The organism is Legionella brunensis (genome assembly GCF_001467025.1).
Lineage (GTDB): Bacteria > Pseudomonadota > Gammaproteobacteria > Legionellales > Legionellaceae > Tatlockia > Tatlockia brunensis.
Genome location: NZ_LNXV01000029.1, coordinates 217,447 through 243,062, shown reverse-complemented (window position 1 = coordinate 243,062; position 25,616 = coordinate 217,447). Strand labels below are relative to the sequence as shown.

Below are 25,616 nucleotides of genomic sequence, written 5' to 3'. Positions count from 1 at the left end.
CTCTTAAAAAATTGCGAAATCAAAAAAGGCCGCAAAATAGCTTCTTTAGGCTTGGCTTGGACTCTCTGCGCGACTTCTTAACCAACTTGAAAATCAATACCACATTGTTCCTAAAATATTTAAATTGTATCTCTATTAGACCCATGGAGAACGATTTTTAAAAAATTGTCCCGTACAAAGATTTTATTCATTTCATTATTGCCAGTTAATAGCGCTAATTGAAAGTAGCAATAAAGTTTGTTGTTAATGATCAAGCGTCGCAAGAGTACACAATTCTTGTGCTATATTTAAGCAATGTGAAGGTGCAAATTTCTTTTCTTACTTGCTTCGTGAGTAGGAAGAAGTTTTCGGGGAGTGTAATTATGGCTCACTTAATTTTTTCTGCCTTGCCTCAACCAAGACGTCCTATATCCTTTATTAAATCGGATGTCACTGTCAAGGAGTGCGTTAAAGTAATGACGGATCAAGATATAGGGGCTCTGGTTGTACGTGATGATGAAAAAAATTTGGTGGGAATTGTGAGTGAGCGGGATGTTATTCGAGCTTGTCTAAACCGTGGCCTAGATCCGCATACTGCGACAGCAGCCCAGGTTGCTTATGCCGAAGTAAGTGTCTTGGATCTATTTGACCCTGTTGAAAAAGCAATGGAAGTGATTACACAAACTAAAAGGCGTCATGTTTTAATTGAGGAGCGCGGAGAGTTAGTAGCCATTTTATCAATTGGGGACTTATTGTTTCATTTACTCGAAGATAAAACGAGAGTCATTGAGCAATTGGAAAACTACATTCATACCTATTAAATCTTGTACGTCTACAACCACAAAGCTAAGCTTTTGTGGTTGTAGACTCTGAACTCAAAATTAAACTGACTATCGCTTTTAAATCATAGTTAATATTAAGATAAGGCTTATTAGTAAAGGAAATTATTCCTATATCTTTCGTTGGAGTTAATTGTACGTATGTGTTAACACCATTGACCCAGCCATTTTTCATAATTAGCAGAGGTATACCTTTTGCCGGAAACTCTACACTCCACCCAAGAGCCATGGCGTCGGCACTAAATTCATGTGGATTATCAAATTGAAATTGGTAAATATAACTTGCCTGAGTTAGTCGAGTATTTTGTTCAGAATCAGGAGAATGCCTTAGCTGATAAGCAGTAAACTTTAGCATGTCAGTCATTGTTGAATAAATGCCGCCACTGGGTTGTTCGAATCTGAACTCCCAATCTTTTTTAATTAAATCATCGTTCACCCAGTAACTTGCTACTTCACGTTTTGCTTGGTCAGCTGAAAGTTTTACGGAGGTGTCTTTTAATGCCAAGGGTTGACTAATTAATTGCTGTAATAATCCTTCGTAATCCGTGTTCATTTTTTTAGCTAACAATTGCCCAAGTAGGCCAAAACCAACATTGGAGTATTCGTAATGAGTGCCGGGTGGATAGGTTAATTTGGCATTTTCATACCAACTCACAAAATCAGGTGTGTCGTAAGGATAATTAACTTGATAATCATCGTTAGCAGGAAGGGTAGGTAACTGTCTAGGAAATCCAGAGCTATGTGTTGCCAGATGAAGAAGAGTAATAGGTTTTTTTTGCTGTATTTCATTTCCTAGCAGCTGATCAATAGATGTATTAAGTTGAACTACACCACGATTAACCAAATCAACCAACATTTGTGTTGTAAATACTTTAGAAACAGAACCAATTGGCCAGATGGTATCCATCTGAGGGCGTTGCCCATTCCCTTTGACGGTTTCTCCACAACTAATCACCGCTTCTTCATCGCCTGAAATGATGCCAATCATTAATGCAGGGACGCCACTTTGCTCAAAAACAAAGAGCTGAACAAAATCAGTGATTTTTTCTAAAGGAAGACTATTCTTGTCAGTTTTCTTGATAACCTGGCATGTTGGTATTGCATAAGTTAGGGATGGCAGTAACAATAAACTTAAGGTTATGATTCTTAGAAGCATATATTTGATCCTTTTTCAAAATAGTTGTTTTCACTTATCCTAAGGTGCAATTTTAAGGAACAAACTGTGTGGGAGCAATTGACATTTGTTTTGTAAAAGGAAATTTCAGGCAGAGTAAGGATTGTTAAGGGGAAATTAGAGATGGGAGCAGTATTGAGATTTATTTGGGGTAGTCTTTTTTACGGGTTAGTATCTTTGGCCTGGGCTGATGCTTCACCCTCAACCTGGTTTACTCAGGAAGCAAATAATCAAGTCAAAATCCAAGTGAGTCTTTTCTTATCCACTACTTGCCCTCATTGTCATAAAGCAGATGCATTTTTTCGTGATCTTGAAGACAATACTTCCTGGATTGAAGTCCATCGCTATTTTATTAACAAGGATAAGGCAGCACTGACAACTTTTAACCAATTTTTGGAACAGCAAAACGCAGATGACTTTAATGTGCCTTCAATCTTTTTCTGTAATTCACGCTGGGTTGGTTTTGCCGAAGCTGAAACGAGCGGCAAGACATTACTACGTGGATTGACCTATTGTCGTAACCAGATTACTAAAACAGGCCAATTAAGTGCAGCAACAACGAGGGTGTTAAGGCAGTGGGCTACAGCTACCTGGTATGGAAATATGGCGTCTGAATCATCTGTAGTACCATTTATTTTTATGTTGGCAATCACTGATGTTTTAAATCCTTGTTCACTATTTTGTATTTTTACCCTATTTGCTTTTTTATTAGTGTGTGAAAAACGTTCATTGCAATTAACGTTGGGATTATTGTTCTTAATTGTCATGGGGCTAGTGCATTATGTACAGCAAGTACACTCAGTTTTCTTTTTTCAATATTACAATAATTTGCGCATTCCTTTAATTCTGATTGGATTAGCTCTCCTTGCTTATGTTTTGGGTTATTTTAAAATACTCAATGATAAAAAGCCGTATGCATTTTTAACTTTGGTAGGATTAAGTGCTTTGGGGTTGCAGGCCTACACGCAAACTTGTACGCCAAATTTAGCACTAATTTTTGAACAATGGCTTTTGGCGCAGCAATTTTCTCCCCTAAAAATTCGTATTTTGGAAGTGACATATCAGGTTTTATATTTAGTCTTTATGCTGTTATTCGTTTTAATTATAATTTTTGTGAGCAAATTAGCTCGTTTTGCAAAATATCGAACTATTTCGACTAAAATAGCCACTATTTTTCTATGTATAGTGGCTTTATTTTTTATTCTTTATCCACAAGGGCTTGCAAAACTTTGGATATCTTTTCTATCCTTTATTGTATCAATAATTATTGCGTTCTTAGTAAGAAAAAGGACTTGGTAGGGTCAGTGTGCGAGCTGTTTTGGGATAAATTACTTAGGATGCAAAATGGCAAAGAAAGATTCGCCGCCTTCCTTTTTCCCTTTTCTCTGCGAAGTTGAAAAGGGAAAAACCTATTATTGGTGTGGTTGTGGAAAAAGTAAAAATCAACCTTTTTGCGATAAAATGAATTGCGGTAATCAATGTATCCCATATAAGGCTATACTTACAGAGACAGTCTCCTTTTGCGGCTGTAAGGAAACTAAAGACCCCCCTTTTTGTGATGGGTCTCATGCTAAAGTAATGCTTGAATATTTGAAAAAAAAGAAAAAGTAACTTTAGGATTATAAAAGGGATTTAGTAATGCTTGATCAACAATTAAAAAAGAAAATTGTTAGTACGATTAGCCATTATGAAGAGCAATGTAACAAGCTCCAGGGTGAGGTTAATGTTCTTAGAAAGGCTATTGATAAGCTAACGACTCTTCCAAGTGGCATTCACGTTGATTTGGATAAACACCTGCTAGATTTAAAGGATGCACTTAAGGAAAATAAAGATCCCCAATCTATTCAACAACGTGTGGCATCACTAGTTGATGTCATGATAAATCTACAGCAAAAAAGACAAGAAAATAAGATTATAATTACTGATTTTATTCATCAAGGTGCTGATCTTTTAGGCCAAATGTTGATTGAGCTTAAGGATAAACATGCTTTCGAACGCATGGAGCAGTTATTAAAGGCTGATACTGATGAAAGAAAATTGATAGGACAATTTAGCCAATTACTGAAAGCATGTGTTAATTGCGTGGCTCAACAAATTGAATTTTGTGAGCAACATCATAAATCCCCGGATATGGCGGCTAATCTTCTCAATAGCCATATTAATTCCAGCTTAAATAAAATAGTAGAACATCTACCTATTCCTGAGGATCTTCTTAAAAAACAAGAAGAGATTAAGACTAAACTTGAGCAGCATTTAACAGAAAAAGAATTAATTGCAGTTGCTGAGAAATTAGCTGAATTAATAATAGACTCATTTAATTACGAGCAAAACAAGCTGAAATTATTTTTATATGAGTTTTCTAGTCACTTGCGAGATTTCAGTAAGTATCTACAATTATTTAAGGACAATAATATTTTAGTAAGACACGATGCCGAGCATTTAGAGCAAGAGGTCCAGCTTAGTATCCAGGAAATTAAAAGTCACATGGATAATTCCTATACAATAGAAGAATTATCTAAAAAAATTGAAAAAAGTTTAACTACCATAGGAATGCACATTAAGGAATTCAAAGAACAGCAAGAAAAACGTTTGGCGGAATATGAACATAGAATGACTGTTTTACAGGATAGGCTTATGGAAACAGAACGTGGAGCCAACGAAATAAAAAATATGCTATCCTTCGAAAAATTAAAGAATAATCAGGATAGTTTAACTGGCTTGCCGAATAGAGCGTCTTATAATGAGCATATTTTGGATGCTTATCATCGTTGGCAAAGAGGTTTTGGTGATTTATCAATTGCCGTTGCTGATATTGATAACTTTAAGGTAATTAATGATACCTATGGACATTTGGCTGGGGACAAGGTTTTAAAAAAAATTGCCACGCTGTTTAAATCTTCTATTCGTGCCGTTGATTTCATTTCGCGCTATGGTGGTGAGGAGTTTGTCTTTATTTTTGAACGTACACACCTTAATAATGCAGTTAAGGTTGCCGAAGGATTACGTTCTACCGTTGAAGAATATGATTTTTATTATAGAGAGCGGCGAGTATACGTCACTGTTTCTTTTGGTTTGACAAATTTGCAACATGGTGACGATCTTGAAACTCTATTTAACCGTGCTGATGAAGCCATGTATCGGGCAAAACGTAATGGTCGAAACTGCATAGTCACTTTATAGATCCTCCACATGATGTTTCTCTTTCAATATGTGACTTAGTGTAAATAACTTGATCTACGCGTTCTGATTTGGGATCATCAGTGCATTCAAATTTGTTGGCGTTAGTATGAGCAAATTAAAAAATATTCCCATTGTGGTTGAAAGTGGTCAAAAATACCGTACCCAACAAGGCGTTGTAGCTATCAAAGATGGCGTCAAATCGACAGAGGATTCATCCGAAAGATTGCCTAAACCCAAGTGGTTACGTATCGTTAACCAGACGACCCCAGCTTACCATAAAGTGAAGGAGGAGGTCGTTAAACATCGCCTGGCTACAGTCTGTGAGGAAGCAAAATGCCCTAATATTGGTGAATGCTGGTCCCATGGTACTGCCACCATTATGCTAATGGGAGCTGTTTGTACCAGAGCGTGTCGTTTTTGTGCAGTAGATACTGGTAATCCTCATGGTTGGTTAGATACTGATGAACCTGAAAATACTGCCAATACTGTTGCCTTGATGAATCTTGACTATGTCGTATTAACCTCAGTAAATCGTGATGATTTAGCAGATGGTGGAGCTAAACATTATGCTGATACAGTACGAGCAATCAAAACTCGCTGTCCTAATACTAAAGTGGAGGCCTTAACTCCGGACTTTCAGGGAGTAGAGGCTAGTGTGGCTGTTTTGTTGGATAGTGGTGTTGATGTTTTTGCTCAAAATGTTGAAACTGTGGAGCGTTTAACGCACCCAGTTCGAGACAACCGTGCAGGTTATTGGCAGACTCTAAATGTCTTGGCTTATGCCAAGCAATATCGGTCAGATGTGCTGACTAAAACCAGTTTAATGCTGGGATTAGGCGAAACAGATGAAGAAATTATCAAAACTATGGATGAGTTACGTGCGCAACAAGTTGATATTTTAACCCTGGGTCAGTATTTGCAACCTACTAAAAATCATCTACCGGTTGCGCGTTACGTCACCCCGGAGAAATTTTTAGAGTTTCGAGAAATTGGACTTCAAAAGGGTTTTTTTGAAGTTGCTTCCGGTCCTTTAGTGCGCTCAAGCTATCGAGCAGACCGAGTTTTTAAGCGTGATAACTTGGGGTTATAGCTACCTTGACCTATCTCAAGGTAGTGTTTTAGAATTTCAGTTTTCCTGCCCATTGCTTTACAGAGGGTAGGTTTCCCCATTACGTGAAAGACAAAGTAGGAAATAAAAGGCGTGTCTGGAACTCTAATACCCGTTATTCTCTGTGGTGGTGCAGGATCACGATTGTGGCCAGTGTCTCGTGAATTACACCCCAAGCCCTTTATTCGTCTAGCAGATGGACAGAGTCTACTGCAAAAAACCTTTCTGCGAGCAGCCTCACTTGATAGCGTGCAGGAAATTTTAACAGTAACGAATCGGGAGCTATTCTTTAAAACAGAAGATGAGTTTTGTGAGGTACGTGATACAGAGACAAATCTATCTTTTATTCTCGAGCCTTTCGGACGTAATACTGCGGCTGCCATCGCCGCCGCCGCATTGCAAGTTGCAGAAGCTTATGGACATGAATCCCTCATGCTTATATTGCCTGCAGATCATTTGATTTCAGAGCAAGAAGCATTCGCTCGTGCAGTTAGCAGCGCAAAAGCACTTGCCTTAGAAGGTAATTTAGTGACTTTTGGTATAGAGCCTCAAAGTCCAGAAACGGGCTATGGTTATATTGAGGCTGAAGGTAACTCGGTTTTACGATTTATTGAAAAGCCTTCTTTGGACAAAGCTAAAGATTATCTGGAGAGTGGCAGGTTTCTTTGGAATTCGGGGATGTTTTGTTTTTCTGCTGGTAGCATACTGAAAGAAATGGAGCTTTATTGCTCGGAAATTCTTTTGGCCACAAAAAATTGCATGGAAGTCTCCCGCATGGCAACCGGCAAAGGTTTTTTCCAATTAGAGCTTGAAGCTCAAGCCTTTAATAAAGTGCCTGAAATCTCACTTGACTATGCGGTTATCGAAAAATCTAGCAAAGTCGCTGTGGTACCCTGCAGTATTGGTTGGAGTGATATAGGCTCCTGGAATGCGCTTGGTGATTTGGCGAAGCCCGATGAAATGGGGAATCGCATTGAAGGAGAGGCTTTGCTCCATGATGTATCGGATTGTTACATTCGTAGCCAAGATAGACTCGTAGGAGCAATTGGTGTTGATAATCTTTTTATTATTGATACTCCTGATGCCTTATTGGTTGCTGATAAATCACGGGCTCAGGATGTCAAGAATATTTATGCCCAGTTAAAAGCTCAAGGGCATGAAACTCATAAAATCCATCGTACGGTCCATCGTCCTTGGGGATCATACAGTATTTTGGAAGAAGGCCCTCGTTTTAAGATTAAGCGTATTGAAGTACGACCTAATGCAAGTCTTAGTCTCCAGATGCATTATCATCGCAGTGAACACTGGATTGTGGTTAGTGGCATGGCAAAGGTAATTAATGGCGAGCATGAAATGTATGTTAATACTAATGAATCAACTTATATTCCAGCAGGGCACAAACATCGCTTGGAAAATCCTGGTGTGATTCCTCTAGTCATGATAGAGGTACAAAGCGGTGAATACATGGGTGAGGATGATATTGTTCGCTTTGAAGATCGATATGGGCGTAGTTAAATTTTGAGCCCATATCTTAATTTGACTTATGCTCAATGCAGCAAAAGCTAATGACAATTAGGCAAGCTCAATCCCACGGTTACTAAAATAGCGCCGTAAAAAATAAGCAATTGCCAACATCAATACCCCTAAACCTAAGGCCACTATTCCCATTCCTAAATAGTAGTGTTGATAAATACCAATGCTTTCTATTGGAGAGCTAATATTTTCAGGGATGGCGACAAGGGCTGCTAATCGGCCTGAGATGGTGTTAGATAATGAAGACGCGAGGTACCATACTCCCATCGCAAAAGCAATTTCTTGGCTATCACAATAAAGACCTATCATGCTCAATCCCACCGCCGAAACCCATAACTCTGCAAGTGTGATTAATATGTAGGTAACTCCAATGAAATTACCATTTGCATATCCATTGTGACTAATTGCTGCGGCTATTGCCAATAACAATAATGAAGCTCCTGCCAGCAAAGTGCCAGCAGCGAATTGATAGGGTATGATAAAGCGTGGGAATCGAGCATAAAAGCGTGGTAATTGCGTGCCTAGAATAATAATTAGAAAGGGATTTAGCATTTGATATTGTGCAGGAGAAAGATGAAATCCTAATAGCCTTAAGTCAGAGTTGTTATTAGCGAATAGGACTAGAGTGCTATTCATTTGATTATAAATGACAAAAAATACCACGGCTTCCACAATAAGTAATAAAGCAACCAATTGTTTACTGCGGCTCACACCCGACAACGATAATGTTCTTCTTAAAAACCAAAAAATGCCGAGTGCACATCCGATACTGATGATGAGGCTTGCCTGATAGACATGTGAGTAAGCAAAAAGCGTAAATAAATAGATAATAGTAATATAAGCGAATAAACTAAATTTATTTTTTGTCGAAAAACAGGTTTTATCCTTTCCCCAAATAACATTCTCATAAATTGAATAGCGTTTGGCAAAATTTAAAGCAGCAATAGATTTTCCAATAAAAACCAAGGTGAGAACGGATAAGGGCCCATACTGACTATCGAGAAGGGCGGGAGAAATAATAGTGGCCAATAAAGCACCAACATTAATTGACATATAATAAAAAGTCATTGCGGATTTTGCTTTAATCGCATCCTCAGCATAGATACAAGATACCATGCTCGATGCAGTACCCATCAATAAAGAATTCGTTGCAGGTACCAATGCATAGGCAGCAATAAATAAGTGATCGCCATGTGAAGTTAGAGTATAGCCACTTAGCATGACCAATAGGTATGCTATCGCTAACATAATACTGCCAAGAAGAATGGAGCGCCGCACCCCGAGTACTTTATCAGCCATAAATCCGCCAAGAATGGGCATTAGATAGCCAGTTGCTTGGCTAATTCCCAGAAAAGCATAGGCTTTTTCTTGAGAATAACCTAACCCATGAGTGAGTAGGGGACGTGTCAGGAAGAGAATCAACACAGTATTAAGTGCATAAACTGAGAATTGACTCCAAAAAGTGATAAAAATAATATTACTGGTTTGTTGCTGACGAATATTTAATTGGGGGAAAAAGTTTCTGATCGGTTGTGCCACCATATAAACTCCCTAATCCGTAGGTAAGTGGTTAGCTTAAATCCTTTCAGACTACTTTATCGCAGGTTTTATTTTTTAGCTAATATAATGTCCACAATATGTGTATCGTGGTAAGGAAAGGTAAATATTTGGCTGAAAAGGCGCTTTAGACGCTGCAATAAAAAATTCTTAGGTAACATTCTGATAGTAAGACTATTTAAAAACCAGGTTCCTTCAATACCAAATTTTATTAGCTCATCAATATTTTCCAGCATAATAGGGATATATAATCGCTCGTGCCGTACCATTTTGAATTGATGCTGTGCAAAAACATGCATTAACTCATCTAAGCCTGAGGCAACAGTGGTGTTTTTTATCAAGGTTTTATAGTAATGACCGACCACGGTGCTTAATAGAGTTCCTTCAGCAATAAAATTAGCTAAATAATGCTGAGCAACAGGGAAGGATTCATAAGTTGTGGTAATCAGTGAGAAATAACCGTTGGCTCGGGTCAATAAATCAGCTTCGTTAAATAGAGTATGAATGGGAATGTAGGCATTAATAAAATGTGCCAGTACTAAATCTTGACTATGATGTGGAAGATAATGGCTAGCTTCTGTCGCACTCGCTTCTATTGTTGTTAAAGGCAAGGTTTGACGTGCGCGAGTTAACATTTCTGTGGATATATCAATGCCTGTGAAATCTGCTTCAGGCATAAACTCTCTGAGTTTTTCTAAAAATGCCCCGTTACCAACCCCAAAATCTAATACCTTATAATGAGGCTTTAACCCTAAATGCTCTCGTTTAATTTGTGCGATTGCAGCGCGATGACTTTGGCTTATTGAGCCAAATCGATCAGCGGTGGCATAATGGCCCGCAATTTCATCATACATGGCCTTTAAGGACACCAAATTTTCCAATTCATAAACATTGGAACAGTATATCTCTAATTAATAGTTTTATGCGACTACTCTGTTCGTATATTTTGTAAGTGATGAGTAGATCTGGAAATGAAAGAAGAAGATTTTTTATTCATCTGGTGGTATTATCAATGGCAATAATTTTATCTATAAAAAAAATAATAATTTGCCGATGTTAAGGAAATTATAAGGAGTGGCAGTGGAAGGAAAGAATTCTACCGTAATGCATTACGATGAAATTGATTTAGCTGAATTATTGCGTACGCTTTGGAAGCGTAAGTTTTTGATTTTATTCATTACTTTTCTATGCGCACTTGCTGGAGCTTCTTACATCTTTGTAAGGAAGCCTATTTATGAAGCAAAAGCTTATATTTCTCTCCCCAGCTTAGCTGATATAGCGGCTTTTAATTATGGCCGCACAGGAGAGGACTCCAGGATGAAGCCTTTCAGGCCTGCAGAGATTTATCAAATTTTTACTGATAATTTATTGTCTGAGTCAATAAAAAGAAAATTTTTTAAAGTCTTCTTTTTATCCTCTCTGTCAGAAGTAAAAAGAAACACTTCTCAAGACAAACTTTATGATTCTTTCTCAAAGCAGATCGCTATTAAGGAACTTTCTAAATTGCCCCCTTCGAAATATCTTCTCACCGTAAAAGGCACTAATCCTGCTCAGACTGTTATCTGGGCAAAAGATTATATTGCACTTGTAAGTCAAAAAACTGCTAGTGATATCATGCTTATTATCCAAAATCAAAAGGAAGCAGTAACTGAAGATTTGGAAAAGCAAATAGCAATGAAAAGAGAGGTTGCGAGTAAGAAGCGATCTGATCGTTTGACGCAATTGCGAGAAGCTTTAACGGTTGCCCAAGCCATTGGGATTAAAGAACCTTCAATTTCCTCACTAAATGGTACAATAACAGACGCATCAACTTTCAATGAGCCAAGTATGATGTATTTACGTGGTAGCAAAGCCTTGGAAGTAGAAATTAAGAATTTAACCCTAAGACAATCAGATGATGCTTTTATTCCAGATTTAAGAACTTTAGAAAGCGATTATCATTTTTATAAAACAATCAAGATCGATTCTGAAGATGCTACCGTGTTTCGTTTGGATGGTGCTATACGGGTACCCGATTTACCAGTATCTCTTCAGGCAAGTGTACTAATTCTGTTATCTATTGTGTTTGGACTGCTATTAGGAGTAAGTTGGGTTACTTTGCAACATTTTTGGTTAAAAAAATAATAATATTAGGCTAAAGGGATTTTTATGATTAACACCCTGACTGTTTTTGGTACCAGGCCTGAAGCGATTAAGCTGGCTCCTGTTATAAGAGAGTTAAAAGCTCATTCTCAAGTTAACAATAAAATTTGCGTTACAGGGCAGCATCAGCAAATGCTGCAGCCAGTTCTTGATTTATTCAATATAAAACCTGATTTTAATTTGAATGTTATGTCAAAAAATCAAGGTTTGACCACGCTAACGACAAAAATACTCACCGGTTTGGAAGAGTTATTCAATAACTTCAAGCCTCATCTCGTATTGGTTCATGGCGATACGACGACTACTTTTGCGGCTTCTCTTTCAGCCTACTATCATCAAATCCCTGTCGCGCATATTGAAGCAGGACTTCGAACTGGAAATATCAATTCGCCGTGGCCTGAGGAAGCGAATCGAAAATTAGCAGGGGCTTTAGCAGCGATTCATTTTGCTCCAACAGAACTTGCCCGTGATAATCTTTTGAGAGAGGGTGTATTACCAGAAAAGATTTATGTTACAGGTAACACGGTCATTGATGCTTTATTCGAGATGACTAGGAAAATTGATGCAGAACTAGAGTTTGATATTCAGCTAGCGAAGAGTTTTCCTTTCTTAACAGCCAATCGTAAAGTAATTTTAGTTACCGGACATCGGAGAGAAAATTTTGGTGTTGGATTTGAGCAGATTTGTCATGCGATAAAGCAGATAGCCATAAGTTTTCCTGAGGTAGATATTGTTTATCCTGTTCATTTAAATCCTAATGTGCAGCAACCTGTTAATTCAATGCTAGGTGGTATTCCCAATATTTATCTCATAGAGCCTGTGAATTACCTTCCTTTCATCTATTTGATGAAAAGGTCCTATCTTATCCTCACTGACTCAGGTGGAATTCAGGAAGAGGCTCCCTCTCTTGGAAAACCAGTATTAGTGATGCGAGATACAACTGAACGTTTGGAAGCGATAATTGCAGGTACGGTGAAATTAGTTGGTTCTAATATTGAAAATATTGTTAATGGAGTCAAAGAACTATTAACAGATGAACAAGTTTATTTGGGCATGAGCGAGGCAAATAATCCCTATGGTGATGGATTGGCTTCATCAAGAATTATGCGGATTATTTCCCAAGTCACGCTCAAGCCTGATAGCCATGAGGATGTGGTTTCTAAAGAAATAGAAAAAAATAAAATTACTCCAAAGGAAGAGTCGCTTGTATGATAACAAACTATCAGAATTTATTTCCTAAGGTTTCTGTTGTTGGCCTTGGGTATATCGGTTTGCCAACGGCTGCAGTGATAGCCTCACGAAAAATAGAAGTTATTGGTGTGGATGTTAGTAAAAAAACTGTTGATACCATTAATCGTGGTCAAATTCATATTGTTGAACCAGAATTGGATATTTTAGTACATGCCACTGTAAATGAAGGTTATCTAAGAGCAACGTTACACCCGGAAACAGCAAATGTATTTCTGATTGCTGTTCCAACTCCGTTTAAAGAAGAACATCAGCCTGATTTAAGCTATATTGAAGCAGCAAGTTTAGCTATTGCTCCCTTATTACAGAAAGGCAATCTGGTCATTTTAGAGTCCACCTCTCCTGTGGGAGCCACAGAGCAAATGGCTGAGTGGTTAGCACAAGTACGCAAAGACCTTACCTTCCCTCAAACGCATGGGGAACATTCAGATATACGAATTGCCTATTGTCCTGAGAGGGTGTTGCCGGGTCATGTATTGCGAGAGCTCATTCAAAATGATCGAGTTATTGGTGGCATGACCCCTAAGTGCTCTGAACTAGCAGCACAATTCTATAAAGTTTTTGTGGAAGGGGAATGTATAGTCACCGATTGTCGAACTGCAGAGATGTGTAAGTTAACAGAAAATAGTTTTCGAGATGTTAATATCGCTTTTGCCAATGAATTATCCATTATTTGTGACAAACTTGATATTAACGTATGGGAATTAATTAAATTGGCGAACCACCATCCTCGCGTTAATATTCTCCAACCAGGTCCTGGTGTTGGAGGACACTGTATAGCAGTTGATCCTTGGTTTATAGTAAGTAAGACACCCGATTTGTCACCGCTTATTCGCACCGCACGTGAAGTAAATGACAAAAAACCTACCTGGGTTCTCGGAAAAGTTGAAGCCGCTGTTGCGCAGTTACTTGAAGAAAAAACCCAAAAACAAGCCAAAGATATAACTATCGCCTGTTTTGGCTTAAGTTTTAAGGCGGATATAGATGATTTGCGCGAAAGTCCTGCACTAGCGATTACCAAAGAAATAGCTTTAAAACACCCAGGGCATGTTTTAGCAATTGAACCTCATATAGACACTCTTCCTCTTGAATTGATGAATATTACTGAGTTAAATACTATCGAACAAGCTTTAGCAGAGGCTGACATTGTACTCATGCTCGTTGATCACTTACAATTCAGACAAATTCCTGCCGATATTTGCCAAACTCATAAAGTAATTGATATCCGTGGAGTGTGGTCAGCAACAAAAGTTTGATTTTGAAAGGACGTTTACATGTTTAATGATAAAAGCATACTAATTACCGGTGGTACTGGATCGTTTGGTAAACAATACGTAAAAACAATTCTTGCTCGTTATAATCCCAAAAAATTAATTATCTATTCACGTGATGAATTAAAACAATTTGAAATGCAGCAAGAATACAATGATCCTTGCATGCGCTACTTTATTGGAGATGTACGTGATAAAGATAGACTAACGCAGGCGATGCGTGGAGTGGATTTCGTAATTCATGCGGCAGCACTTAAACAAGTTCCTGCTGCAGAATACAATCCCATGGAGTGTATTAAAACCAATATTCATGGTGCAGAAAATGTCATCGACGCTGCGCTTTATAATGATGTTGAAAAAGTAATTGCCTTATCTACCGACAAAGCAGCTAACCCAATTAATCTTTATGGGGCAACTAAACTTGCCTCCGATAAACTCTTTGTCGCAGCAAATAATGTTTCTGGTGGTCATAAAACCCGATTTGCTGTCGTTCGTTATGGCAATGTGGTGGGATCTCGCGGTTCTGTAGTTCCATTTTTCCGGAAATTAATTAATGAAAAAGCAGGTTATCTGCCAATTACTGATGAAAGAATGACCCGCTTCTGGATTACTTTGCAACAAGGTGTGGATTTTGTTATGACTAATTTTAGTCGTATGCATGGTGGCGAAATTTTTGTGCCCAAAATACCATCCATTAAAATTACTGACCTAGCTTCGGCAATGGCTCCAGATTTTCATCAAGAAATTGTTGGCATTCGACCTGGTGAAAAATTGCATGAAGTTATGTGTCCTGCCGATGATTCACATCTTACTCTGCAGTTTGAGGACCATTATGTTTTGCGTCCTACGATAACATTTACAAGTCATAATAATGATTTTATTGCCAATCGACTGGGTGAAAAGGGACTTCCAGTTACTCAAGGATTTGAATATAACTCTGGGACTAACGATCATTTTTTATCCATTGAAGAAATTATCAAGTTTAATGAAATGGCAGGAGTATAAAAATGATTCCTTATGGGCGACAAGACATTAACGAGGCTGATATCGAGGCCGTGATAAAAGTTTTGCAATCTGACTTTCTGACCCAAGGACCAGTAGTCCCTCGTTTTGAGGAAATGCTTGCTAATTATTGTAATGCAAAATATGGAGTTGCTGTTAATAGTGCTACATCTGCTTTGCATATTGCTTGTTTGGCTTTAGGTTTAGGGCCAGATGATTGGCTATGGACTTCTCCAAATAGTTTTGTTGCCTCTGCAAACTGCGCGCTTTATTGTGGTGCACAAGTTGATTTTGTAGATATTGATCCTCGCACGTACAATCTGAGTGTATCAGCATTGGAAAAAAAATTAATCCAAGCTGAGCTTGAGGGGAAGTTACCCAAAATAGTTATTCCTGTGCATTTCAGCGGCCAATCTTGTGATATGAAAGCTATTCATGCATTGGCGCAACGTTATAATTTTAAAATTATTGAAGATGCTTCTCATGCAATTGGTGGTAAATACAAAGGTGAACCCATTGGTAATTGTCGATATAGCGATGCAACGGTATTTAGTTTTCATCCTGTGAAAATTATTACTACTGCAGAGGGTGGCATAGTCTTAACAAATGATGCTGAGCTTTCTGAAAAAATGGCATCGCTGCGAAGCCATGGTATTACTAGAGACCCACAAAAAATGGATAAGGCATCGGATGGTTCCTGGTACTATCAGCAAATAGAGCTTGGATTTAACTATCGTATGACGGAGTTACAAGCGGCATTGGGTATTAGTCAGATGAAACGTCTTGATCAATTTGTTACTCGCCGCCATCAAATTGCAAAATATTACAACGAAGCCTTGATTGAGTTTCCTTTGTTGACACCTTGGCAACATCTAGATAGTTATTCTGCTTTTCATTTATATGTGATTCGTTTGGCTATTAACGATTTAAAAGTAAGCCATAGGCAGGTTTTTGAAAATTTACGAGCGCAGGGTATTGGGGTTAATTTGCATTATATCCCAATACATACTCAGCCCTACTATAAAAAATTAGGTTTTCGGGAAGGTCAGTTTCCTGAAGCTGAAAATTATTATTCTGAAGCTATTACTTTACCTATGTATCCGGGACTTACTGAAGAACAGCAAACTAGGGTTATAGAGGTTTTAGCTAATGTATTACAGGGAGCGTAGATAATTTATCGATGTATTCATGAATAAATATAAAATTATTATCTTGATACAATGCCGACTCTCATCAAGCAGATTGCCGGCAAAAGCTCTTTTGCCAATTGGTGAATATCCTTCTGTTGTTTTTTGTGCACTGCGAGCCGCAAGCACAGGGTTTCCTGTTATCGTTGCGACTTCCACTGATAAATCTGATGACATTTTAGAGCAAGTGTTACGCAGAAATAATCTTCAATGTTTTCGTGGTTCATTAGATGACGTACTTTTGCGTATGACTGAGGCTGTGGCGGCATATCACGATGATGATTTGGTAGTGAGGCTAACTGCCGATAATGTTTTTCCTGACGGGAATTTTATTAATCTGGTAGTGAGTCAATTTGATGAAAGCAAATTTGATTATTTAGGAACATCATCTCCTCAAGATGGCTTGCCTTATGGCTTAAGTACGGAAGTTTTTAAAGTTTCGGCTCTGCGTGAAGCAAATCGCAAGGCAAATACACCTTTTGATAGAGAGCATGTGACTCCCTATATAAAACGACATTTTCGTTGTAAGCAATTTCTCTTAGAGCATGTTCCTCCAAGTTGGCAACATTTACGTTGCACAATGGATACTTTCGATGATTATCTGAGACTGCTTAATCTTTTTAAACAAATTGATAGCCCTCTTAATACCCCTTGGATGGAGCTTGTTAAATACTTGGAGTTAAGTACTAAATTGGGTACCGTTGAGAAAAAACGGCAAGAAAAAAGATATGAAAATCTAGTTTTCGGAACTGCACAGCTTGGTTTGCCCTATGGGGTTGCCAATCAACAGGGTCTTCCTAGCGAGGAGCAAGCCCTTGCTTTGATGCAAAAGGCTATTAAAGCGGGGGTTATGTGTTTTGATACGGCGAGAGCCTACGGTTTATCAGAGCAGAGAATAGGGAAGGCTCTTAAGGCTAATTCAAAAGAGGATATTCATGTTATTAGTAAGCTTCATCCTTTAAATTATTTGTCTGATGAAGCCAGTGATGAGCAAGTTCGCTTTGCTGTCAAAGCTAGCATATATGAAACTTGTTATCATCTAAAGTTGTCAAAAATTGATACATTACTGTTACATCGTTGGGAACATCGTTATCAATGGCGAGAAGCAGTCTGGGATGAGCTAATTTCGTTAAAGCAGGATGGAGTAATAAAGCAAATCGGTGTCAGCGTATCTACTCCTGTTGAAGTTGTCGAAGCCCTTCAAGAGCCACAAATAGAGCATATTCAATGTCCAGTGAATCTTTTGGATTGGCGTTGGCGACAAAGCGAATTTTTGGCAGCCATTTCAAAACGCAAGGATGTTGTTTTTTTTGCACGAAGTGTTTATCTCCAGGGACTTCTAACTTTAGGGAAAACAAATTGGCCCAATTTCCCTAATGTAGATGCCTCAGAGCTCAACGAGTTACTTGATAAGTTAGTGACAAGATTTGAGCGATTGAATCGCAAAGATTTATGCCTCGCCTACGTACGAGGATTACCTTGGGTCAATAGTCTTGTTCTGGGGATGGAAACAGAAGATCAATTGCAAGAAAACCTCGATTTGTTTAATACAATGCCACTAACATTAAAACAAGTAGAAGAGACTAATCAAATTCTCCCTCAACTCCCAGAGAGTTTTTTGAATCCTGCAAAATGGAAGTTATGAAATGACATTTAAAAGTTTGACTAAAGAGTTTGAGCTTAATGACCAGATTATTCTTATCACCGGTGCTGCAGGCTATTTAGGACAAGCAATAAGCCATGGGGTGGCTGCAATGGGAGGTATCCCGATTCTTTGCGGACGCACCGAAAGTTCACTGCGTCAATTAGCTGAGGAAATCAAGGCAACAAATGGTAATGCTTATACAGCGTGTTTTGATATATCGCAAGCAGAAGAGTGCCAAGGAATTATTTCACAATTAAGTACAGAGTTTGGAAAATTGGATGGCATCGTTAATTGTGCACATAGCGGTAGAGCTGGAACAATAGAATCATCACTTCCCAATGATTTTGAACAAGCACAAAAAACACATGTGAATGGTCCTTTTTTTTTGATGCAAGCTGGGCTGGAATTGCTTAAAAATGCAGCGAAAATCAAACGTGGAGGAGCTTCTGTGGTGAACGTTGCCTCAATGTATGGTCAAGTCAGTCCAGATCCTCGGATTTATGGCAATAGTGGGAGTAATAATCCTCCTTATTATGGTGCTGCAAAAGCTGGTCTTATTCAGTTAACGCGCTATATGGCTTGTCACCTTGGCCACTTTAATATTCGTGTGAACAGCCTTTGTCCTGGCCCTTTCCCTCCTGAGTCAATAAAAGAAAAAAATCCTGCTTTTTATAACCAACTTTGCTTTAAAAATCCCCTTGGTCGTATTGGTGAAGCACATGAGGTAGCGGGACCAGTTGTTTTCCTGCTCTCCGCAGCTAGTTCATTTATTACGGGGGCAAATTTGGCTGTTGATGGGGGATGGACAAGTTGGTAAAAAAGCTGAAAATTGCTTTTCGCGTAGATGCATCTCTGCAAATTGGCACGGGCCATGTGATGCGATGTCTCACTCTGGCTTTTGCATTAAAAAAATTAGGTGGGGAATGTATTTTTATCTGTCGTGAAAATCAAGGCAATTTGTGCAATTTTATATCCGAAAAGGGTTTCAAGGTATATAGTCTTATTTGCTCTCCTAATAACTCTGATTTTAAAGAAAAAAAACTATCTTATAGTGATTGGTTAGGTTGCTCTTGGCAGTTAGACGCACAACAAACGGAAGAAGTTCTCGCTAAAAATGCCGTGGATTTGTTAATTGTTGACCATTATTCATTAGATAAAAACTGGGAAGAAGGGCTTCGGCCTTACTATAAAAAGTTAATGGTTATCGATGACTTGGCAAATCGTGAACACGTATGTGATCTGTTATTAGATCAAACCTTTGGCAGAACCGAGGAGGTTTATCGTAGTTATTTGCCAAATTCTGCCCAAATCCTAATAGGTGCTCAGTTCTCATTAGTTAAGCCTGAGTTTGCGCACTTAAGACAATACAGTTTGGAGCGCAGGAAACAACCTGCTTTTAAAAAAATATTAATTACTATGGGGGGAGTGGATCAATTCAACGCAACAGCCAAAGTGCTAGATGGACTTTTACTCTCTCAGCTACCGAAGGATTGTAAAGTCACTATTGTTATGGGAATGCAAGCTCCACATCTAGCCAATATCAAGGCTCGAGCTTTAACTACTCCTTGGCAAACAGACGTTAAAGAGAATGTAGAGAATATGGCAAATTTGATGGCGGATGCTGATTTAGCTATCGGCGCAGCAGGTAGTACTTCCTGGGAACGATGTTGTCTGGGGCTGCCAACACTTTTGGTTGTTTTAGCAGACAATCAGCTTGATATATCTAGAGCTCTTGCAAAAAATAATGCTGTCATTAATATTGGAAATCCTTTTTCAGCGGAATTTTGTAACCTGTTAGCCGATTCTATTAACAAGATAATCAGTAGTCTGGATGTATTAAGTTCATTAAGTCATGTTTGCCGAACAATAACAGATGGTCAAGGCGTGTCTTTAGTAACGAATAAAATCCAATCGTTGCTGAGCTGAATTCATATGAGAGAAAGAAGAATGTCAGATAAAAATGCTAAGATCCGTGTCATGGCAAAAGATGACCTTTTACAAGTATTAAGCTGGCGTAATCATCCTGAAATCCGTCGGTTTATGTACACCACTCATGAAATAGAGGCTGCAGAACATTTTGCCTGGTTTGAACGAGAGTCTAATAATAAAAACAAAATATTATTGATTTTTGAATATAATCAGATTCCCAGTGGTTTTGTCAGTTTTAATATTTTACAATCAGGCAGCACTGCTGAATGGGGTTTTTATATAGCTCCTGATGCACCGAAAGGAACTGGTACAGCTTTGGGGCATGCCGCGCTAGATTACTGCTTTGATGAATTGGGGTTACATAAGTTAATGGGACATGTATTGGAATTTAATGAAAAGTCCATTAACTTTCATCAAAAGCTAGGATTTCTCCAAGAGGGAGTCTTTAGAGAGCATTATTTTGATGGTCTTGTTTATCAAGATGTAATTTATTTTGGTTTACTACAACAAGAATGGGTGGCTAAGGAGAGAATAAATCATGACAATTAAATCTGAACTTATAATTAATGGTCGACGAATTTCCATAGACAGTCCACCTTATATAATTGCAGAACTGTCTGCAAATCATAACGGTAACCTTGAAAATGCTTTACGAATCATAAAAGAGGCTAAACTAGCTGGTGCCGATGCAATAAAGCTACAAACTTATCGACCTGACACGATTACCATAAATTGTGATACCGAAGATTTTTGTATTGAAGGTGGCTTATGGGGAGGTAAAACCCTATACCAACTCTACGAAGAAGCACATATGCCTTGGGAGTGGCACGAGCCTTTATTCAACTATGCGCGCGAATTGGGAATTACCATTTTTAGTTCACCTTTTGATACTACAGCTGTTGATCTTCTTGAATCGTTAAATGCGCCTGCTTATAAAATTGCATCATTTGAGGCTATTGATCTGCCCCTTATCAAATATGTTGCACGCACAGGAAAGCCAATGATTATTTCAACTGGATTGGCGAATGCACAAGAGATTGAAGAGGCGATTAATGCAGCTCGAGAAGGAGGATGCAAAGAGTTGGCAATTTTGCATTGTGTCAGTGGTTATCCTGCTCCGGCGGCTGATTATAATCTTCGAACGATTCCCGATATGCTCCAAAGATTTGGGGTTGTAACTGGTCTTTCTGATCATACAATTGATAATATTACTGCTATCACTAGTGTTGCCTTAGGTGCCTCAATCATTGAAAAGCATGTGACATTAAATCGCTCAGGTGGTGGACCTGATGACAGTTTTTCATTAGAGCCCAACGAATTAAAAGCATTATGTCGCGATAGTAAAATAGCTTGGGAAGCTCTAGGGAAAGTAGATTATGGTTGTAAGCCAAGCGAGCAACCTAATATCAAATTTCGCCGCTCCTTATACATAGTTAAATCAGTAAAGTCCGGAGAGGTTTTTACTCAGAATAATATAAAGAGCATTCGTCCCGGTTATGGCATGGGGCCCAAGTTTTATGAAAAAATCCTAGGTAAAAAGGCTTTGAGAGATATTCCTGAGGGTACCCCATTAAAAAAAGAATTTATAGAAAATTTTAATCTAGATTAAACAAATATCTTCTGCTATATTGCCGTACTCATTATGTTTTAATGTAATTGCTGGTGCCAAAATATGAGTCTAAAATTACCTAGATTTGTTGCATGAAATTGTGTTATAGGGGAGCATCTTGAGGCGCAATTACATTACAGATAGCTCAAATGTTGATAAATTTTACAAACTATCATTGTTTATAATCGTTATTCTTTTATTCTTAGCTCCTGCGCTTCATACTTTAAAGCTAATACGAATAAGTGTATTAATACCGTCTTTAACTTTTTATATCGGTTTCCCATTAGTTATACTCCTATTAGCATTTTCTTTTGCGATATTAATTCTAAGAAATGGTTTTTTTGTCGATTTTTTTGAGTTATTACTTATTTTTATTGGTTTTTGGACAACTTGCTGGACAATTTGGTTCAAGGGTGATTGGATCGACATTGGAGGGAATGTCTCTCGTCTTATTTTTGTTTTTCTTCTATATTTTACCACCCGTCACTACAAACTTATATGGACTAAGGAGTTAATCTTCAAATTAGCCTGGTCTGGTGCAGTTGGCGTTATGATTGGTTTGTCATATTTATACATTCTTGGTGTGTTTGGTCCATATCCCGTGTACATGGGTTTAAATTCTGAATCAACGTTATTGCTACTGGCTTTAGCTTTAACACGATGCATGAAGAGATATAGATTGACAATCGTTTTTGTAATGCTGCTCATTATTTTATCTGGGAAACGAGGGGTTTTACTTGCTGCTATAGTAATGATGCTCTGCTCTTGGATATTTCCTATTAAGTATTCAGCAATTTCCTCGCGAATATTACAAATGATTTTTATATTTTGTAGTATTGTGCTTGCTTGTTTAATTGTAGGGTTAAATGGTTCGCTCTCTTTCTTACCTGAGCAACTAACAAAAAAATTTCAAGTTTCGTCTGAACAATCTACTGAAGCAAAAATCCGAAAAATTACTGCAGGTCGTAATTTGGAGGTTACCGCGGTAGTACATGAGTGGCAACAGGATCCAATTAAGTTTTGGATTGGTTCAGGTTTTGGAGCGCATTTTACTTTACAAAATGAAAATGAAGAAATTACTAAGAGTACTGTACATATTTCCCCATTGGGTCTTGTGCATATTTATGGGTTCCCCCTAGCTGTAATCCTTATCTTCTCTATTGTTTGGAAAATTTCTTGGGTGATTGTAAAGAGATCCTTTAAGGACGAATTAATATACTATCAGGCATTGGGGTTAACTAGCTTAGGCTTATTTACTGTCTCAATGTCATCTTTTATTATAATGCAGAACTATCTTTTATGGATTGCATTGGGCTTAATGTCAAATCCTAGTCTAACTTTAAATAAGCTCACGGAAATAGCAAATGATAAACAAAAAAATTGAAAGCTCACCAAAAAAAATTTTAGCTTTTGCTCGTCGAAGACATTTTAAACGCATTATCTCCTTGGCCTCGCAACTTTTTGGCCAGGATGCGGAAATACAGCTTATTTCCGATGAGCGTTTAGGAGGAAACAAAGTGGACTGGTGGGGCGATGTTTTTTATCAAGAGCTTAAGTCGTCCTCCCGTAATACTAACTCCTATCTGCCTATGGAAGATATAATACAAAGGTGTCGTTTTTTAAGAACGCTGCCATTTAAAACTGCATCTCATTTAGCTGTTATAGCGTACCGAACTTGGGAAATTATTTTAGAAAAAAACGATTATGATATTGTGTTATTATTGCCTATCGATTCTTTTGTTTTAGATACCTTGCAACGTGTTGCGAAGGAGAAAGGTATTCCTGCATTTTCTCCGATTAATACTTTATTTTCAAAACGAGTTCGCTTTACTGTAAGAGGAGAATTGCTTGGCCAATTAAAGATGACATCGGTTCTTGAGGAGAGTTACAATAACAGCTTAAACCAGCTTACTAAAATTGATTTTCGACCAGATTTTCTTATGGGCGTTGATAAACAAGTTAAGCAAACTGCTATTCGACGAATGATAATTGATGCCATAAAACGTCCTGTGTTTTTCTCTTACCGGCATTTGTTTAGAGATCCTCTAAGTTTCTCTTTTGCTCCTTGGCCAGTTCAGAGGACTAAAATGGTTTCTTCTTTCTCTCGTGCACAAGAAATTATTAAAGTTGAAAAGAACGCCTTAAAAGAATTGCCCAGAGAATTCATACTTCTACCCTTGCAATTTTACCCAGAAGCTACTAATGATTATTGGATCTCTGAGCTTGAGATGTGTAACCATCATGCTGTTACTTTAAGCCTCGCAAAAGACCTTTCAAAATTCATGCCTGTGGTTATTAAAGAGCATCCTGCTTGTATCGGAAGAAGAAACGAAAACATATTAAGAACTCTTTCAAAAATTCCTAATGTTTATTTTGCTCCAACCATGAGTTCTATAACATCATTATTGGAAAAGACAAAATTGGTTGTAGGCTATGCTTCTTCAACAGCCATTCAAGCTACATTGTTAAATATCCCGTTATTATATTGTGGTTCTCCATATTATAACGCTTCTCACAAAAATGTTCTTATGCGATTAACAACAGCAGAGGAGCATATATACATTGCCCAAAATGCCATAAAATCGAATACGGAAACGCAAAGACTACAACAACTAGAGAGTTTAAAGAAATTATTTATTTCTTCTGGTGAAGGTAGCCTGGGTGCCTATGCTCCTATGGGGGAGAAATTACTAGCAAGCGAAGCTGAACCCCGTATAACAAAAGACTTACATGATCTAACTCAACAAGCGATAAAACTGACGGCTTAATGGGAGGATATCAACAATTGAATGGATTTAAAGCAAATAAAACCCAGTCTTTCGGCTTATGGAAAAAAGAAATCGTTTTAATTGCGAATGTCTTACCAGCCATTTTAAGTTTTTTCTTAAATCTTTTAGCGATTATGCAGTTAGGTGTTGCTGGTTTCGGTAAATGGATGATATGGCGAAGTTCTTGTCAACTTACTGCAAATATTAATCCGGGTTTTTCTCAATCATTGATATTGTTTCTCCCAAAATTAAGTTACAGCAAAATTAACAAAGCAAGTGTTATAAAAACTAGTTATTGGTCATCACTTGGGTGGGCTGTCATGAGTGGGCTATTATTTTCCATGATAGCCTATCTAGGGTTTAATGTTAAAGGAGTTGAACTTATTGTTCTAATTATTTATTGGGAGGGGATTGCATTTGTTGGTTTTACTGGAAATTTAGCCAGAGGTCTAGAAGATGGTAAAGGTTTATTAATTGGGGCGGCTGGTAATGCGTTAGGATCAGTTTTTTGTCTGGCGATTCTTATTGCTAGCCCAAATTGGAGCTATTTTGTTTTGGCTAATGCCCTAGCTCTTTGGCTGCAAGGCCTAGGTCAATATATTTTCAATGTTGAAGCAAGACGTTCTTTCCAAATTCCCTTTAGTAAATATAGAGTAAGGCTTCGCCGATCAGTCCGTGTAGGATTCCCTTTGGTTATTCGTGGGTGGACACAAACAGCAGCACAATATGGTGATCGTATCGTGATAGGCTTTTTTTTTGGGGCGGCAGCAACTGGAGCGGCGGGAATCGGTAGCACTTTAGCATTACCACTCGTGATGGCAAGTTCCTCTTTGATGTCTTGGGCCTTACCTTTATTAATTAGTAAAAAAATCTCATTGGAACTAATCCCTCGCTATCTTAAAACTTTAATGATAATAGGCATAGCTGGGATAATAATACTCCCAATTCTAAAGCCCATATTATTTAAACCTAGTATGGAAAGTTTGGATACATTGAAGCTAGCTGCAATGGGATATTATATAACAGCACTTATTGGTATCTCTAATCTACTTTTGCTCCCTTTAATGGTTAATAGGCGCGTATGGCAAGTAGCATTTTTACAGCTTATTTTGATACTTTGCTTCTGGGGAGGCATTATCATGGGGTATCTGATAGGAGATAGTCTTTTTCTAGGATTAGTAATTAATAGCTATTTCTTAACTTATATTTTGCTTTTTTTTTATAAAAAACAAAATAAAATAAGTAATTCTAAGGCTTTCTTAGGGGTACTTCTTCCTCTATTAATAAGTACTTACTGTAAAAACATTGAATATTTTTGTTCAATTTCTTATATTCCGTGGTTAATGGCTTCTGTAGGTTTAATATTAGTATGTAAAGCTGCTTGGCTTTTTTTATTTGAACGAGGCTCTGCTTGGTCAACACAAAGATAATGAGAAGTGGGCTAA

At 37.9% G+C, this 25,616-nt stretch carries 22 protein-coding genes; 19 read left to right on the top strand and 3 right to left on the bottom strand.

What is annotated here, in order from left to right; translation table 11 throughout:
- The first annotated feature begins 362 nt into the window (after nt 1-362).
- Nucleotides 363-800: a CBS domain-containing protein gene (locus Lbru_RS09860; RefSeq protein ID WP_058441966.1), complete on the top strand. Its 438-nt coding sequence runs from the start codon at nt 363-365 to the stop codon at nt 798-800.
- Between the two features lie 25 nt (nt 801-825).
- On the opposite strand, the gene Lbru_RS09855 is transcribed toward Lbru_RS09860, so the two are convergent.
- The gene (locus Lbru_RS09855; RefSeq protein ID WP_058441965.1) at nt 826-1,974 is read right to left on the bottom strand and encodes a serine hydrolase; all 1,149 of its coding nucleotides are present in this window, start codon (nt 1,972-1,974) and stop codon (nt 826-828) included.
- Nucleotides 1,975-2,127: 153 nt separating this feature from the next.
- Between Lbru_RS09855 and Lbru_RS09850 the strand changes: the two genes are divergently transcribed.
- The 5 genes from Lbru_RS09850 (at nt 2,128) to Lbru_RS09830 (ending at nt 7,795) form a co-directional block, all read left to right on the top strand.
- Nucleotides 2,128-3,291 carry a hypothetical protein gene (locus Lbru_RS09850; RefSeq protein WP_131793434.1) on the top strand — a complete coding sequence of 388 codons (1,164 nt, stop codon included), beginning with the start codon at nt 2,128-2,130 and terminating at the stop codon, nt 3,289-3,291.
- Nucleotides 3,292-3,336: 45 nt separating this feature from the next.
- Nucleotides 3,337-3,603, top strand: coding sequence for a CDGSH iron-sulfur domain-containing protein (locus tag Lbru_RS09845; RefSeq protein ID WP_058441963.1), 267 nt, complete (start codon nt 3,337-3,339; stop codon nt 3,601-3,603).
- A 27-nt stretch (nt 3,604-3,630) separates the two neighbouring features.
- Nucleotides 3,631-5,172: a GGDEF domain-containing protein gene (locus Lbru_RS09840; RefSeq protein ID WP_058441962.1), complete on the top strand. Its 1,542-nt coding sequence runs from the start codon at nt 3,631-3,633 to the stop codon at nt 5,170-5,172.
- A 106-nt stretch (nt 5,173-5,278) separates the two neighbouring features.
- A complete protein-coding gene (gene lipA, locus Lbru_RS09835) occupies nt 5,279-6,262 on the top strand; it encodes a lipoyl synthase (protein WP_058441961.1) in 984 nt (327 codons plus the stop codon).
- A gap of 111 nt (nt 6,263-6,373) precedes the next feature.
- On the top strand, nt 6,374-7,795 hold the full coding sequence (locus tag Lbru_RS09830) for a mannose-1-phosphate guanylyltransferase/mannose-6-phosphate isomerase (RefSeq protein WP_083500891.1): 1,422 nt from the start codon (nt 6,374-6,376) through the stop codon (nt 7,793-7,795).
- Nucleotides 7,796-7,852: 57 nt separating this feature from the next.
- On the opposite strand, the gene Lbru_RS09825 is transcribed toward Lbru_RS09830, so the two are convergent.
- The gene (locus Lbru_RS09825; protein ID WP_058441959.1) at nt 7,853-9,355 is read right to left on the bottom strand and encodes a peptide MFS transporter; all 1,503 of its coding nucleotides are present in this window, start codon (nt 9,353-9,355) and stop codon (nt 7,853-7,855) included.
- Between the two features lie 65 nt (nt 9,356-9,420).
- Nucleotides 9,421-10,239 carry a class I SAM-dependent methyltransferase gene (locus Lbru_RS09820; protein WP_058441958.1) on the bottom strand — a complete coding sequence of 273 codons (819 nt, stop codon included), beginning with the start codon at nt 10,237-10,239 and terminating at the stop codon, nt 9,421-9,423.
- A gap of 211 nt (nt 10,240-10,450) precedes the next feature.
- On the opposite strand from Lbru_RS09820, the gene Lbru_RS09815 reads away from it, so the two are divergent.
- The 13 genes from Lbru_RS09815 (at nt 10,451) to Lbru_RS09755 (ending at nt 25,601) form a co-directional block, all read left to right on the top strand.
- Nucleotides 10,451-11,494: an LPS O-antigen chain length determinant protein WzzB gene (locus Lbru_RS09815; protein WP_058441957.1), complete on the top strand. Its 1,044-nt coding sequence runs from the start codon at nt 10,451-10,453 to the stop codon at nt 11,492-11,494.
- Between the two features lie 24 nt (nt 11,495-11,518).
- Nucleotides 11,519-12,724: a non-hydrolyzing UDP-N-acetylglucosamine 2-epimerase gene (wecB, locus tag Lbru_RS09810; RefSeq protein ID WP_065235454.1), complete on the top strand. Its 1,206-nt coding sequence runs from the start codon at nt 11,519-11,521 to the stop codon at nt 12,722-12,724.
- Nucleotides 12,721-14,016, top strand: a complete 1,296-nt coding sequence (gene wecC / locus Lbru_RS09805; protein ID WP_058441956.1) for a UDP-N-acetyl-D-mannosamine dehydrogenase — start codon at nt 12,721-12,723, stop codon at nt 14,014-14,016. Before wecB ends, wecC begins: the two co-directional genes overlap by 4 nt.
- 18 nt (nt 14,017-14,034) lie before the next feature.
- A complete protein-coding gene (gene pseB / locus Lbru_RS09800) occupies nt 14,035-15,036 on the top strand; it encodes a UDP-N-acetylglucosamine 4,6-dehydratase (inverting) (RefSeq protein ID WP_058441955.1) in 1,002 nt (333 codons plus the stop codon).
- Between the two features lie 2 nt (nt 15,037-15,038).
- Nucleotides 15,039-16,202: a UDP-4-amino-4,6-dideoxy-N-acetyl-beta-L-altrosamine transaminase gene (gene pseC / locus Lbru_RS09795; RefSeq protein WP_058441954.1), complete on the top strand. Its 1,164-nt coding sequence runs from the start codon at nt 15,039-15,041 to the stop codon at nt 16,200-16,202.
- Nucleotides 16,203-16,221: 19 nt separating this feature from the next.
- The gene (locus tag Lbru_RS09790; protein WP_058441953.1) at nt 16,222-17,865 is read left to right on the top strand and encodes an aldo/keto reductase; all 1,644 of its coding nucleotides are present in this window, start codon (nt 16,222-16,224) and stop codon (nt 17,863-17,865) included.
- 1 nt (nt 17,866) lies between these two features.
- Complete coding sequence (locus tag Lbru_RS09785) at nt 17,867-18,682, top strand: SDR family NAD(P)-dependent oxidoreductase (protein WP_058441952.1); 816 nt, start codon at nt 17,867-17,869, stop codon at nt 18,680-18,682.
- Nucleotides 18,667-19,791, top strand: coding sequence for a UDP-2,4-diacetamido-2,4,6-trideoxy-beta-L-altropyranose hydrolase (gene pseG / locus Lbru_RS09780; protein ID WP_058441951.1), 1,125 nt, complete (start codon nt 18,667-18,669; stop codon nt 19,789-19,791). The genes Lbru_RS09785 and pseG overlap by 16 nt, the downstream gene beginning before the upstream one ends.
- 21 nt (nt 19,792-19,812) lie before the next feature.
- Nucleotides 19,813-20,343, top strand: a complete 531-nt coding sequence (gene pseH / locus Lbru_RS09775; protein ID WP_065235453.1) for a UDP-4-amino-4,6-dideoxy-N-acetyl-beta-L-altrosamine N-acetyltransferase — start codon at nt 19,813-19,815, stop codon at nt 20,341-20,343.
- Nucleotides 20,333-21,403, top strand: coding sequence for a pseudaminic acid synthase (gene pseI / locus Lbru_RS09770; RefSeq protein WP_058441950.1), 1,071 nt, complete (start codon nt 20,333-20,335; stop codon nt 21,401-21,403). The genes pseH and pseI overlap by 11 nt, the downstream gene beginning before the upstream one ends.
- 118 nt (nt 21,404-21,521) lie before the next feature.
- The gene (locus Lbru_RS09765) at nt 21,522-22,787 is read left to right on the top strand and encodes a hypothetical protein (RefSeq protein ID WP_058441949.1); all 1,266 of its coding nucleotides are present in this window, start codon (nt 21,522-21,524) and stop codon (nt 22,785-22,787) included.
- Nucleotides 22,768-24,171: a capsular polysaccharide export protein, LipB/KpsS family gene (locus Lbru_RS09760; protein ID WP_058441948.1), complete on the top strand. Its 1,404-nt coding sequence runs from the start codon at nt 22,768-22,770 to the stop codon at nt 24,169-24,171. The genes Lbru_RS09765 and Lbru_RS09760 overlap by 20 nt, the downstream gene beginning before the upstream one ends.
- Before the next feature lie 17 nt (nt 24,172-24,188).
- Complete coding sequence (locus Lbru_RS09755) at nt 24,189-25,601, top strand: hypothetical protein (protein WP_131793435.1); 1,413 nt, start codon at nt 24,189-24,191, stop codon at nt 25,599-25,601.
- Nucleotides 25,602-25,616: the final 15 nt, after the last annotated feature.

Coding starts and splice junctions, on each gene's coding strand:
- Lbru_RS09860 (WP_058441966.1), top strand. CDS start 363: ATGGCTCACTTAATTTTTTCTGCCTTGCCTCAACCAAGACGTCCTATA.
- Lbru_RS09855 (WP_058441965.1), bottom strand. CDS start 1,974: ATGCTTCTAAGAATCATAACCTTAAGTTTATTGTTACTGCCATCCCTA.
- Lbru_RS09845 (WP_058441963.1), top strand. CDS start 3,337: ATGGCAAAGAAAGATTCGCCGCCTTCCTTTTTCCCTTTTCTCTGCGAA.
- Lbru_RS09840 (WP_058441962.1), top strand. CDS start 3,631: ATGCTTGATCAACAATTAAAAAAGAAAATTGTTAGTACGATTAGCCAT.
- lipA (WP_058441961.1), top strand. CDS start 5,279: ATGAGCAAATTAAAAAATATTCCCATTGTGGTTGAAAGTGGTCAAAAA.
- Lbru_RS09825 (WP_058441959.1), bottom strand. CDS start 9,355: ATGGTGGCACAACCGATCAGAAACTTTTTCCCCCAATTAAATATTCGT.
- wecB (WP_065235454.1), top strand. CDS start 11,519: ATGATTAACACCCTGACTGTTTTTGGTACCAGGCCTGAAGCGATTAAG.
- wecC (WP_058441956.1), top strand. CDS start 12,721: ATGATAACAAACTATCAGAATTTATTTCCTAAGGTTTCTGTTGTTGGC.
- pseB (WP_058441955.1), top strand. CDS start 14,035: ATGTTTAATGATAAAAGCATACTAATTACCGGTGGTACTGGATCGTTT.
- pseC (WP_058441954.1), top strand. CDS start 15,039: ATGATTCCTTATGGGCGACAAGACATTAACGAGGCTGATATCGAGGCC.
- Lbru_RS09790 (WP_058441953.1), top strand. CDS start 16,222: ATGAATAAATATAAAATTATTATCTTGATACAATGCCGACTCTCATCA.
- Lbru_RS09785 (WP_058441952.1), top strand. CDS start 17,867: ATGACATTTAAAAGTTTGACTAAAGAGTTTGAGCTTAATGACCAGATT.
- pseG (WP_058441951.1), top strand. CDS start 18,667: ATGGACAAGTTGGTAAAAAAGCTGAAAATTGCTTTTCGCGTAGATGCA.
- pseH (WP_065235453.1), top strand. CDS start 19,813: ATGTCAGATAAAAATGCTAAGATCCGTGTCATGGCAAAAGATGACCTT.
- pseI (WP_058441950.1), top strand. CDS start 20,333: ATGACAATTAAATCTGAACTTATAATTAATGGTCGACGAATTTCCATA.
- Lbru_RS09760 (WP_058441948.1), top strand. CDS start 22,768: ATGATAAACAAAAAAATTGAAAGCTCACCAAAAAAAATTTTAGCTTTT.